Origin of the sequence: Flintibacter muris (assembly GCF_943192995.1) — a bacterium.
Lineage (GTDB): Bacteria > Bacillota > Clostridia > Oscillospirales > Oscillospiraceae > Lawsonibacter > Lawsonibacter muris.
The window spans coordinates 1-12,066 of the sequence record NZ_CALPCP010000029.1; the positions used below are offsets into that span (position 1 = coordinate 1).

General features: G+C 51.3%; 12 protein-coding genes and 3 pseudogenes. 10 read left to right on the forward strand and 5 right to left on the reverse strand.

Going from position 1 to position 12,066, the window contains the following annotated elements:
• Window positions 1-301 precede the first annotated feature (301 nt).
• Window positions 302-532 (reverse strand): hypothetical protein, encoded by a 231-nt coding sequence (locus NFS22_RS17035; protein ID WP_251318909.1) that lies wholly within the window; start codon window positions 530-532, stop codon window positions 302-304.
• A gap of 2 nt (window positions 533-534) precedes the next feature.
• On the reverse strand, window positions 535-1,059 hold the full coding sequence (locus NFS22_RS17040) for a hypothetical protein (RefSeq protein ID WP_251318910.1): 525 nt from the start codon (window positions 1,057-1,059) through the stop codon (window positions 535-537).
• A 626-nt stretch (window positions 1,060-1,685) separates the two neighbouring features.
• On the opposite strand from NFS22_RS17040, the gene NFS22_RS17045 reads away from it, so the two are divergent.
• From NFS22_RS17045 to NFS22_RS17090, 9 genes and pseudogenes are all read left to right on the forward strand, one after another.
• Entirely contained in the window at window positions 1,686-2,036 is a 351-nt protein-coding gene (locus NFS22_RS17045; RefSeq protein WP_023346912.1) for a DUF2200 domain-containing protein, read from the forward strand.
• A 12-nt stretch (window positions 2,037-2,048) separates the two neighbouring features.
• Window positions 2,049-2,450, forward strand: a pseudogene (locus tag NFS22_RS17050) (iron chaperone).
• A gap of 159 nt (window positions 2,451-2,609) precedes the next feature.
• Window positions 2,610-2,771, forward strand: a complete 162-nt coding sequence (locus tag NFS22_RS17055) for a hypothetical protein (RefSeq protein WP_251318911.1) — start codon at window positions 2,610-2,612, stop codon at window positions 2,769-2,771.
• 76 nt (window positions 2,772-2,847) lie between these two features.
• Entirely contained in the window at window positions 2,848-3,351 is a 504-nt protein-coding gene (locus tag NFS22_RS17060; protein ID WP_251318912.1) for an RNA polymerase sigma factor, read from the forward strand.
• Entirely contained in the window at window positions 3,344-4,306 is a 963-nt protein-coding gene (locus tag NFS22_RS17065; RefSeq protein ID WP_251318913.1) for a zf-HC2 domain-containing protein, read from the forward strand. Before NFS22_RS17060 ends, NFS22_RS17065 begins: the two co-directional genes overlap by 8 nt.
• A 405-nt stretch (window positions 4,307-4,711) precedes the next feature.
• Window positions 4,712-5,146 (forward strand): helix-turn-helix domain-containing protein, encoded by a 435-nt coding sequence (locus tag NFS22_RS17075; protein WP_251318944.1) that lies wholly within the window; start codon window positions 4,712-4,714, stop codon window positions 5,144-5,146.
• A gap of 181 nt (window positions 5,147-5,327) precedes the next feature.
• Window positions 5,328-5,858: pseudogene (locus tag NFS22_RS17080) on the forward strand (site-specific integrase); the annotation flags it as partial.
• Window positions 5,816-7,237, forward strand: coding sequence for a tyrosine-type recombinase/integrase (locus tag NFS22_RS17085; RefSeq protein WP_251318914.1), 1,422 nt, complete (start codon window positions 5,816-5,818; stop codon window positions 7,235-7,237). The pseudogene NFS22_RS17080 and the gene NFS22_RS17085, both read left to right, overlap by 43 nt.
• 350 nt (window positions 7,238-7,587) lie before the next feature.
• Entirely contained in the window at window positions 7,588-9,648 is a 2,061-nt protein-coding gene (locus NFS22_RS17090; RefSeq protein ID WP_251318915.1) for a hypothetical protein, read from the forward strand.
• A 381-nt stretch (window positions 9,649-10,029) separates the two neighbouring features.
• Here NFS22_RS17090 and NFS22_RS17095 read toward each other — a convergent pair whose 3' ends face one another.
• The 3 genes and pseudogenes from NFS22_RS17095 to NFS22_RS24140 form a co-directional block, all read right to left on the reverse strand.
• Complete coding sequence (locus NFS22_RS17095; RefSeq protein WP_251318916.1) at window positions 10,030-11,043, reverse strand: PDDEXK nuclease domain-containing protein; 1,014 nt, start codon at window positions 11,041-11,043, stop codon at window positions 10,030-10,032.
• Entirely contained in the window at window positions 11,040-11,522 is a 483-nt protein-coding gene (locus tag NFS22_RS17100; protein ID WP_251318917.1) for a low molecular weight protein-tyrosine-phosphatase, read from the reverse strand. The genes NFS22_RS17095 and NFS22_RS17100 overlap by 4 nt, the downstream gene beginning before the upstream one ends.
• Window positions 11,523-11,658: 136 nt before the next feature.
• A pseudogene (locus NFS22_RS24140) lies at window positions 11,659-11,898 on the reverse strand (DUF1016 N-terminal domain-containing protein); the annotation flags it as partial.
• Between NFS22_RS24140 and NFS22_RS17105 the strand changes: the two are divergent.
• Entirely contained in the window at window positions 11,825-11,980 is a 156-nt protein-coding gene (locus NFS22_RS17105) for a hypothetical protein (protein ID WP_251318918.1), read from the forward strand. The pseudogene NFS22_RS24140 and the gene NFS22_RS17105 sit on opposite strands and share 74 nt — an antisense overlap.
• The last annotated feature ends 86 nt before the right edge of the window (window positions 11,981-12,066 follow it).

Below are 12,066 nucleotides of genomic sequence, written 5' to 3' on the forward strand. Positions count from 1 at the left end.
TGGGCCGATTTTTCTGTCTGTGGGCAGATATGTGGTCAGGCCAAAAATGCCAAATTGAAAACGGCAGGAAAAGTGCTGATTTGCAAAAAGAATCCGGGTTTTGCAGAAGATTCTTCCCCGTTTTTGACAGTATTATTTCGACATGGGCACGTCTCTCCGTCCTTACCAACTGATTGCCAACCTCGGGAGTACCGCTTTCCGGTACTTTTGGGGCATTTTTGTTACGGAGAGCCATGGTCTTTGGCACTTTCCTGTCCATTAACTCCACCCGCTTTTTTCCGCGTGTGGGTCACGGTGTGGGTCAAGCGGATATCTCCGTGTCAAAAAAGCCACGGATGGGCTGCGCCACAGCACTTTTCTTTGCCGTCTCCCGCTCAAAATTGATGCGGGTCAGTTCCTCAATAAAGGCTTTTTGCATTTCGCTAGCCTTGAACCAGGACACCCCAAATTTCCGACACATGGAAAAAAAGATTCGATACCACAGTCTGTCCTCATCGCTCTCGTGCGTGAAATACCACTTTGCGTCATCCATAATCAGCCCTCCTCCAAGTAGGATGTGAAAATGTTTATGGCAGCCTCATCACAAATCAAGTACCGTGGAGCCGCGCCGCTCTTACGCCCCGGAATCAAGAGCGCACCAAAGTTCTGCTCGTAATGCTTCGCCAACTCCGGCGTTTTTGCGTCCAGTGTCACATCTCCATTGAAACCGGCATCCACAGATAGCTTGATACCGTAGGCAACCAGCGCCCGTCCGATCCCCCGGTACTTCGGCTCTTTACAAAGGGTTGGATTACTTTGAGCTTGGCTCTCCATGTAAACGATATGGACAGCAACAACATTTTCCTCAATCCCATAAGCACCCAGGGCCACCAATTCACCCTGCTTGGTTTTTAACGCATAGATTTCAAATCCGCTATCTACAATATACTCAGTTGTCCAGTCCGTTTGCCATACGGGTGCGGCAACAGTAAATTCCAAGTCTTCTCTTGTCGCTCTAAGCGCCTTGGCAGGGACTTTCTTTCCCAACCGGTCCCAAACAAAAAGTTCAAATCTCGCCACATTAACCGCCCCACTTTTCTTTTTTAGTATACCATAGAAAACCGAGAGATACAAGTCCCGCACCCACACAGAATTTGCTATGCTGTAAACAATATAGGGGCTACTGCTGTATGTTCGTCGGAATCCCCAACAGCGTCAACTTCTATGCGTAAGCGAATAGTACTCAAAGAGGGCCATCCAGGAAGCTGGATGGCCCTCTTTCATGGCGGCAGAAACAGAGTGCAGACAGGAAAATATAGCACCGGGAAGTACAGATTTTCTACTCAGATATTGTGTAGCAGTAAACAAGGAATTAAACCCCTTTATCAGTCCCAAAGGACTGTTCAGGGAACTACCGGCCCGGCATGAGCTTTGCCGCCAAGCGGGATTACCAACGTGCTTCTAACATAGCCGGAGGATGATATTAGCCCTATGGCTTTGACGATAACCTCCTCGTGACGGCAGAAAGCAGAGCACAGGCAGAAAAATATAACGCCGAAGGCCACAGATTTACTGCTCAGATATTGCGTAACCGAAAACAAAGAATGAAACCCTTTCCGTTGACCCACGCAAGATTCAGGCCGACTCTTGGCAAAACAATATAGGATGTGGTAAAATAGTATATCATTATCTGGAGCGCATGCATTATGAATAACGACAAAGTGTTTCAAATGAATTTCGGGAAAGTTTACGGGCTTCTGCTGGACAAGGCCACCAGGAAGGGCAGGACGAAGGCCGAGGTGGATGAAGTCATCTGCTGGCTGACGGGGTACAGCCCGGAGCAGCTGGAGGCGTTCCGCCCCGCCGGCCTCTGCTACGGGGACTTTTTCCGCAAGGCACCCCAGCCCAATCCGAACCGGGTGCTGATCAAGGGCGTGGTCTGCGGCGTCCGGGTGGAGGAGGTAGAGGACCCGCTCATGCGGGAAATCCGTTACCTGGATAAGCTGATCGACGAGTTGGCGAAGGGAAAGACGATGGAGAAGATTCTGCGGAAATAGGAGGAAGCAGCCATGTGGGTATGTCCCAAGTGCGGGCGATCATTCAAAAATGTGGACCAGAGCCACTACTGCGGGAAACCTCCGGCGACGATTGAGGAGTATATCGCCGCCCAGCCGGAAGAGGCGCAGGACTATCTGCGGCAGATCAACGCCGCCATCAAGGCCAGCATCCCGGAGGCCAGGTAGAAAATCTCCTGGAGTATGCCCACCTACTGGAAGGGCAGGAACCTGATCCAGTTCGCAGCCTCCAAGCGGCACATCGGCCTGTACCCCGGCCCGGAGGCTGTGGAGGCGTTCGCTGGGCGGCTGACGGAGTACAAGACCAGCAAGGGTGCCATCCAGCTCCCCTACAGCAAGCCCCTCCCGCTGGAGCTGATTGGGGAGATTGCGAGGTGGTGCGAGGATAACATCTGAGTACAGACGAATCATTGTGAAGCCTGAAAGAACGCCTGCCCGCCTTCCCCAGAGCGCGGGCAGGCGTTTGTTGTGCTCATAATTTCTAAAAAATATTTTGTGGGATTTTGCCATCTCCGGTGTATAGTAGGACATACGAAGAAAAAGGAGGGGGACATTGTGGAGGATGTGCAGCCGGTCCACGTCCTGCAAACCCGTCAGGACGGCGCGATGGAGCAATTCCAGACAGCGTACACCCCCTCTGCTGCGGTACATCATTTATCAGTTCTCCATATCCAGGAAGACGGACATATCGGAGGGCCTGATTCTGGAAACCTTTAAGATTTATTTTTTGGTATCATAGTGTAACGAACGGTTCCCAACAAGAACTAACAGACAGAACGAGGAGGTGAGGCACATGGCGCGCAGGGGGGAGGACCTCTACGAAAAGCACGCGCGGAGCGTATACCGCTATCTGTTTTCCCTGTCCGGGGAGCCGGACACGGCGGAGGACCTGACGCAGGAAACCTTCTGCCAGGCGCTGAAAAGCCTGGATACCTTCCGTGGGGATTGCACACCCCAGGTGTGGCTGTGCGCCATTGCCAAGCGGCTGTGGTACAAGGAACTGGAGCGCCGGAGCCGAACTGCGCCACTGGAGGAGGAACACCTGTCCAGTCTGACCGCCCCCGATAACCCGGAAGGGGAGGCCGAGCGGCGGGAGGACCGTATGGCCCTCTACCGAAGCCTGCGGCAGCTGGACCCGGAGACCCGGGAGGTCATCTACCTGCGTTTGGCGGGAGAGTTCTCTTTCCGGGAGGTTGGGGAATTGATGGGGCAGAGCGAGGTATGGGCCCGGGTGTGGTTTTACCGGGGCAAGGAGAAATTGGCGAAACTGCTGACAGGAGGGAGACCGAATGGATAAGAAATTGGACTGCTGCGTGGTGCGGGACCTGCTGCCCGCCTACATTGAGGATTTGACGGAGGAAGAGACCGCCGCCCAGGTGCGGGAGCACCTGGAGGACTGCGGGGCGTGTCAGGACCTGGAGCGAGATATGCGTTCCCAGGTGCCAGTAGAAAAGGCCCCCAAAGGTGCGCTGAACTTCCTCAAACGGGTCAAGCGCACCCGGCTCATCGCTGCCGGAGTAACGCTGGTGCTCACCCTGTGGTGCATCTGGTGGCTGTACGATGCGGAGTTCCACTACCCCAATACCGAGTCCGGGCATCTGGCGGCGGTGGAGAACTATATTGCCAAGCCGGAGGGCAGCAGTGTAAACGACAACGAAATGCAGAGTGCCACTCCTTTGGCCTGGCAGGAATCCCACGGAAAGCTGTTTATCTTTTATAAAGCGGACAACCAGGACAATGTCCACGGGATCATCCAACTCACCCGGGGGATCAACGGCAAGTACCGGACGGACCATGCCAGCATGGACCCCTTCCCCTATACCGCCGGGGTGATTGCCGAAAGGATAAATGTGAGGAAGAGTGACTGGTCCCCCATTGTAATCGCCGGGCATGACTGCCGGGAGATTTATTCCGTCGCCGTGGAGTACACCTGGTTCGATGGGACGGAGGGGCGGCAGATCACAGGACATGAGCTGATTTACCCGCTGTCAGAAGTCAACTTTTTCTGGCTGCTGGAGGAGGAGGAGGACGTTCGGGAACAGCTGGGAGCCTCCTATGAGGTACGGCCGAGGAACGTCCGGTTCCTGGACAAGGACGGGAACGATATTACCGAGCAGTACCGGGATGACAGCGTCCGGCAGAACTGGGGAGGCGGCAAGAGCACGGCGGAGCAGTTTTTGCTCTACGTGTATATTGGGATCGTAGCCGTCCTGGGGTTGGTATTCATCCGGTATTTCCTACGAAGAGATTAAAAAGAGCCTCATGTGGAAGACAGTAAAAAGACATTCCGAGGACTTGAACTGAACTGCCGAAAATGCCCTGATGATCCGCTCTGCTACAGAATGGCTTATCATCAGCCTCAACATCTTCCGTTACGATCACCCGTCAGACTTAGTTCTGGCGGGTGAGTTTTTATACATCAAAAATTTTTTCGGCACATGAAAAATAAAATGTCGTTTTTGGACTCTGGAGATTGTGGTAGATGGATGAGGGAGTCAGCGCATAAGGGCAGAGGAAAAACTGACTCAACAGAAAGGATGGGCAAGTACAACATGAAAGAATCCAGCTACAAGAGCTACGATGAACTGCCGCTGTTCCTGAATGCGGCAACGGTAGCGAAGGTGCTGGGCGTCTCGGCACACCCAAGGAGGTGCGGATTGAAGTACAAGCAGTGGCCCAAGCGTGATCCAATCAAGAACTACTTCCAACTACCCAACGAGATATTCCTGCTGGGTCTGTCACCCGGTGCGCTGACTGTCTACTCCTATCTGCTCTGCTGTGAGAACCGAAACACCTACCAGTGCTGGCCTAGCTACAGGACCATCGGAAGAGCGGTGAGGATGAGCGCCAACACCGTTCGCAAGTACGTGTGCGAGCTGGAGGAGAGGCAGTTCATCAGTATAGAGAGCACAACGGTCACCACCAGGGATGGTCTAAAGCGCAACGGCAACCTGCTCTACACCATCCGTCCGATCCAACTGGCCCTTGACCAGTTCTACGACCAACAGCTGGCGCAGATGGATGTGGCAGCTGAGCGCCAGCGAGTCGCAACGGCACTCGCACTCCGCAGTGATAGCGTGCACTCATCGTGACGACCCGTGTGCCGCTGTGTGGCCTCGCTGATGCTCGGAGGGTAACAAGCCGCAGTCCATCGCAGACGCAGCCGTGTCAAAAGTGTGTGGCCGGTGTGCACCATCCGGTGAATTCAGCACAACCGAAAGTGGCAGGTGAACCGGGGGGTCGAAAAAAGTGCAGGATAAAGGCCGGGGGTCGCTTATGTGGATCGACTTTGATGAGCGTGGCGGCGCCCTGAAAGTCTGCCGCACTCTTCACCGGGAAACGGGCGGCAGGCTGGTGGCTGGGGATACCAAAACCTACGCTGGCACCCGGAAAATTGTCCTGCCACCCAGTACAGTGGAACTGCTGAGAGAGCGAAAGTGTAAATCCTTCTCTCCCTGGATATTCCATGATCCGCTCCGGCCAGAGGCCCCTATGAATCCTGACAGTGCCTACCGGCAGCTGAAAAAATTTCTGACAGAGGCTGGATTGCCCGATATTCGATTCCATGATCTTCGTCACACATTCGCGACCCACGCTCTGGCCGGAGGAGTGGATGCCAAAACTCTGGCTGGAATCCTTGGCCACACTAAAGCGTCCTTCACTCTGGATACCTACACCCATACCACTGGCGATATGCAGAGGCGGGCTGCTGATATCGTTGGCGGTTTCCTGACTGACTATCTTGGAGAGGAGATGAAACCATGGCAAAACGCAGGAAGCGGGGAGACGGCGGCGTCAGCCTGAGGAAAGACGGTCGCTGGGAAGGACGGGTAGTTGTCGGCTACGACGATAAAGGTCTACCAGTCACCAAGAATGTTCTGGCAAAGACAAAGTCGGACTGCATCGCAAAACTCAAGGCACTGAGGGACAGCATCCAGGCTCCTGCTCCCGAACAGCCTAAACCTGGAATCCTCCTGGGGGACTGGCTGGATCGCTGGTATCAGACCTATAAGAAATCCAATCTTCGACCCAACACCCAAATGTCCTATGAGCGGCGCATCTACCAGCACATCATCCCAGCCCTGGGAAACATCCAAATGGACAAGCTGACCACCAACGACATCCAGCAGTTCTACGCTAAACTCAAGCAGGGCGGCAGACTCCTCCGCACAGAGTTATACGGGGAGGGGCTGTCCGACCAGACCGTTCGGGGCATCCACACCACCCTCCACGCCGCACTGGACAAGGCGGTTTCCGAAAAGCTCCTATTCCGCAATCCCGCTGATGGCTGTCGTCTCCCCTCCGCCAAGGCCAGGGAGATGCAGGTGCTGACCCCGGAAGAAATCCAGCGGTTGCTAATCCAAGCCAAGGAAGATAACTGCTTCGAGCTTCTCCTCCTGGAACTCTCAACCGGTCTGCGGCGAGGCGAGATATGCGCCCTCCAATGGGATGACTTCAACCTCCGCACCGGAGAACTCCGCGTACGGCGGCAGATCCATCGGATCAAAGGCAAGCTGGTGGCCTCTCCGCCCAAAACCAAGGCTGGTAACCGTAGCGTGATCCTCCCAGCTCCTGTGCTGAATGTCCTTAAGACTTACAAGGGAACCGTGAACTCCCGGTGGATGTTTCCCTCTCCAATTAGCAAGGACTCGCCCAGGGACCCAGCTGCAGTTCGTAAAAGACTGCAGACCATTCTGGAACGGGCAGAATGTAAGAAAATCAGATTTCACGATCTCAGGCACACATTTTCTACCGCCGCTCTGGAGCATGGGATGGACATCAAAACTCTGTCCACTATTATCGGTCATGTCTCCAGCAGCACCACACTGAACATCTACGCTCACGTCACCGATGAGATGCGCCGTACAGCGGCGGTAAAGATCGACCATGGTATCGGCAAGACTGAGGCACAAACGGAGAATCTATCAGCACCTCGGAAGCCTGCTCCCAGTACATTCCAGGCCCACAAAGGCCAGCGGCGCAAAGCCGGTAGAGGATGCATTACCCAGATTAACGAAAATCTCTGGGAAGGACGCTACTCTCCTATCTGGCTGGATGGCAAAAAGCACCCTCGGAACATCTACGCTCACAGTGAGGAAGAGTGCGAAAAACTGCTGGCAGAGATGATAGCAGAAATGAAAACGGAAATTGCCGTCGAGAGGAAACTGAAAAAAGCACTTTAAGAAAAACATCCCTTCGTTTGTTACTAGAAAATATTGCATATCAGAATGATACTCAACAGCTATAAGTTCTATATTAATCTTACCCCTAATTGTGGAGCTAGATTTAGTCGAATATACAGATGGAGCATGAGATTCAATCCATAGGGCTTATTGCCGCATTCTTTTTTGCGATAGTATAGCTTGACTATGATTTTCTATTTTATCTACGGTGTAATCTGTTCGATTTGCATCAGAAATTCTTTGCACACTTCAATTTTTCTCCAAGAAAACTCTAATTTCATATATAACATGGCGAGAAAAGTGATATAATGGAGGCACAGTATTAGACACAAATAACTGGAGGCTATTTAATGGATATGCTGTTGCATTACTATGTGCTGTTTCCAACGGAATACTTCGACAACAATTATAGGCCGATTGTGCCACCGGGCAGCTATGACACATCTGGAACAACGTACATCTGGGATTCTGAGTTAACCGGCGTACTTCCTGCAATCTTGTATCTCCTGCATCTGCCGCGCATCGGCTACGACGTAATCAGTTGTGATATTGATTTGCTGCTCCATACAACGGATGAAGCGCATGATATTTTGCCAATTCCCTTTCCATTACACGATATTTCCCAACGGAAACAGCTGTACAATTTCCTCTTTGATCCTACGCTGATTATCTGCCCGGATGAAATATATGAAGAGGTAGTTCAGGACCCGGACATCCCGTGTCCGCTGTTGGGAATTTGCCGGATGTCCTCCCTCAACGTTGAGCTACTGCACAAGCATTGGAAACGAATCAGCGAGTTCGTTTTGAGCCATGAAAAAGAGGAATCGGTGTGCGTGCCGGAGGCTGACTTTCCTCTCGTGGGAAAGGATGAGTGGCAGCTCCTCCCACTACTGCCGTTGGCCAATCAGTTTGGATATACGAAGCAACTCATAGATGATCGGAACTCGCTTCTTGAAGATGACAACGCAAACAAGTTCAATGTAGCAATGCATAAGCGGTTTCTTCATATCTGCCGATTATATTTTGAAAAGGAACCGGAGTTGCGAAAAAAATGCGAGTCGGAATTAATAGAAAATCGAAATTTTAATGGCGTTCCCCTTGTGCTTACGATACCCGGTGGCCCAAACGCACAGAGGAAGCTGATGAAAACTTCAAAAGAGACGCCCACCGTGGAGCACGAGGTCATCGACTTACTTGGGGTGCATCGTGCTGCGGCAAAGTGTGCGCTTTATCTCCCGTTGGATGACCTACCGTCGAAGATTTTCTCATCCTTGTCGCAACTAGAGAGGCATTGCCGTGGCAAAATCGATAATCGCTATGTTTGGAATACGCTGAAAAGTTTTGGCGAAACTTTAGCGCAACAGCTTACACCGTATCAACTCGAGTTATTGCGTAACGCCTCACAACTGACGGTATTTTCTAACTTCCCTGTTGGGCTTGCAATTCTCCCGGAAGCTTCCGCGCCGCTTTGCTGTATGAAACCTATTTCCTATCAGCCGTTGACACCGCTCACACGCGCATTTCAGAACGAACTGCCAAAACATCCAAGTATTTATTTGGGAGGCCCCTTCAAAATTGCGGTTGCAGAGTGTGTAGAGAAGGATGATCCCGTTCGCAAGTATTGTGATAGGTTTACATGCCAATTGCGGAACATGGTGCAATCAGAAACAGACGTTTTCTTCGCAAGTGAAGAGATTTGCTCGCTTGAACAATTTAAAACTTTTCTATCCCGTCACAGAGATGCGCAAATTTTGCTCATTTCCGCCCACGGGGTGTACAACGAGCGCAATAATATGGCAGGGATCAGTATTGGTAACGAAATATGGATGGCGGATGACAATGACATTCATGTGCCGCCGGTCGTGCTACTCAGCACATGCCATAATATGCCGCGTGGATATGGTGCCGTCAGCGTAGGGGATTTGTTTTTGCGCGCTGGGGCGCTGGCAGTTTTGGGCACGTTTATTCCTGTAGGCGTGTATCGAAATGCAATACTATTTACACGTCTGTTTGCAAACATGTTTGAGGTAAGGCACGGCTGGAGTCATATGCGCACGCTGGATGAGATTTGGCAGCATACCGTGGCATCAAACGCTGTTCACGAAATTATAAATAGTTCCCCGCTACTTGATCGGTGGTTTAATACCCCCAGAAATGGCGTGACGCCAAATGAGGAATTCAAGATGCATCGCTCAATCGGCCGATTGAGGATAACATGCGTTTATAAAGATACTGAACAGCTTCTGCGCGAGATGGCCTATAAGGATCATATAGGCCACCAGTTTGACGCTGTCATCAATTCGAGTAGTTATTTCCCTGAATCAGTATTTTATCAGCTGATTGGTACGCCAGAAAATGTGTTTTTGCGCAACGCCACCTTTGAAAAAGTGTTTCAACAACATGGCAGATAAGCAATGCAGGCAGTCGCACAATAAGACAATATGAATTGCGAATTTATGGGCGGAATATTCAATAGTCCCCTCAGAGAGTGGGATAGAGATTTTGATTTCTAAGACTTGTTTGAAAAATCGGTAAGAATAATACAGGCTAAGAAAACTCATGGCCCATCAAGGCAATATGCCCAGTGATCTGACGTTTTCTGTCTGTGGCTTGTTCTGTGGTCAGCACCAGGCTACGAAAATCAAAACGGCCAAAAATATACTGAAACGCAAAAAATCCAGCCTTTTCCGCAGAAAAGGCTGGATTTTTTGGAATAAGCGGTCAAAATCGATTTTTATGACCACTACATATTGTCACCGCCATAGATAAAGGTGAGCTCCCGGATTCGGCGTTTATTCTGCATCCTCATGTTCGGTGTCCAAGACAACTTCTGTTAATTCGCGCAGCTTGCCTTGAAGAATCTTTTTGTCCGGAAGATAGAGAGTATAGTCTGAAACCAGCATTGGAGACATTGTTCTGCTCAATGCGTATTCTACTACTGCATCGTCCTTGCTTGCACATAGAATCAATCCAACGCTTGGATTCTCGTTTGGCTTTTTCACATCGCGGTCAAGGGCTTCTAAATAGAAGTTGATTTGCCCGATGTGCTCTGGCTTAAACTTTCCAATTTTCAGCTCTATCGCTACGAGACAGGATAGAGTGCGGTTATAAAATAGCAGATCAACATAAAAATCGGTATTCCCTACCTGCACCCGGTATTCTTCACCGACAAAGGAAAAGTCTCTGCCGAATTCCAGAATAAACTGCTTGAGATTTTCAATGATTGCTTTTTTGAAGCTCCGCTCAGAGAACTGCTCCGGCAAGTCAAGGAACTCCAAGACATAGGTGTCTAAAATACTATTGCGTACATTCTGAGGTGCAGCTTCCGGGATTGGCTTCTGCGCAGACAGCTTGCAGCGTTCATAGTATGCGCTGTCGATCTGCCGTTCCAATTCGCGTTTGGAATAATGCTCTTTTGCGCAAAGCTGCAAATAAAAATGCCGCTCATCCATGGATTTGGCGCTGGACATGATTTGCAGGTGATTGGTCCAACTGATTTGTGTCACCAGTGGTGTCACAAATTCATCGCCCTTATAAGTTTCGTAGAATTGTTTCATGCGGTATAGTCCACGGCGATTAAAACCTTTTATATTTGTGCCGCTGCCAGCGATATAAGAGGCTACTTCATCAATAACCTTATCCCCGAAAGCCGCGTTTGCACAAAGATCAGACAGGTATTCTCCCACGTTCCAATACATTTGGATCAATTCCGCATTAACTGCCCGGAGTGCTCGGCTGCGGGATTCCTCAATAATGGAAATGATTTGATTAAAGTCATGGTTCTGAGGAGTCAACTGTCTGCTCATGATGTACCCTCCCCAATTTTTTGCTGCTGAGTATGCCATTCCAGCAATCCAGTACAGCCCTCCAGCACATCTTGCCAGGTGGTTTCAAAGTCATCCGTGTACCACGGATCGGCTACCTCGGCTTCGGGATCGCCGGCGTATTCCATCAGCAGATGTATCTTACCATCGAAATCACCGCCACAGATCCAATATATATTCCGCAGGTTGGCCTTGTCCATCCCAATCAGGAGGTCGAAGCGGTCGTAGTCCTCGTTCCTCAACTGACGGGCGGCGTGGCCGTCGGAGTCGGTCCCATGCTCGGCCAGTTTGCGGCGGGCAGGAGGATAGACCGGATTGCCTGTCTCCTCGGTACTGGTGGCGGCGGATTCGATGTGGAATTGGCTCTCCATCTTCGCCTTTTTGACCAGATCGTTCATCACAAACTCGGCCATCGGGCTGCGGCAGATGTTCCCGTGGCACACAAATAGGGTTTTCGTCATTGGCGGCACACTCAATGTTGGCAGTGTTTTCTTCAGTATAACACACATCATCCGCAAAGTCGAGAACGATTTCCAGATGAGCATTATCCGCAATTCTCTGCTGGAGTTCCAGCTTCGACCAGCCGAGCTGCCCAGCCGCTTTGATGTACCATGCTCGCTCCTGGAGAGTCAGCTCCACCTCCAGAATGACCACATTTTGCGTCCAGCCGATAGTCATGGCCTCGGCCAATATCGCAGGGGCAGCTTCATAGGTGCGGTAAAACATCCGCATCCGGCGCAGGTTCCGTGGGGAGAAGCCGGAGGTGTCAGGATACGCGGCGCACAGATACTCCGCAGCGGCAGCAGCGGCGCCTTTCTCCGACCTGCCGCTGACCAACCGGCCCATTTCGCAGTACAGTTCCATCTGCGGCAAATCTGCCGCCATCAGGGTGTCCAGCGCCTCGAACATGGCGCTGTAGTCTACAGGTTTTCTGACGTTCATCCAACTTCTCCTTTCCGGCGCGGGTGCGCCTGTTTTTATTCTCTGGGATTTGAAATCGCCAAC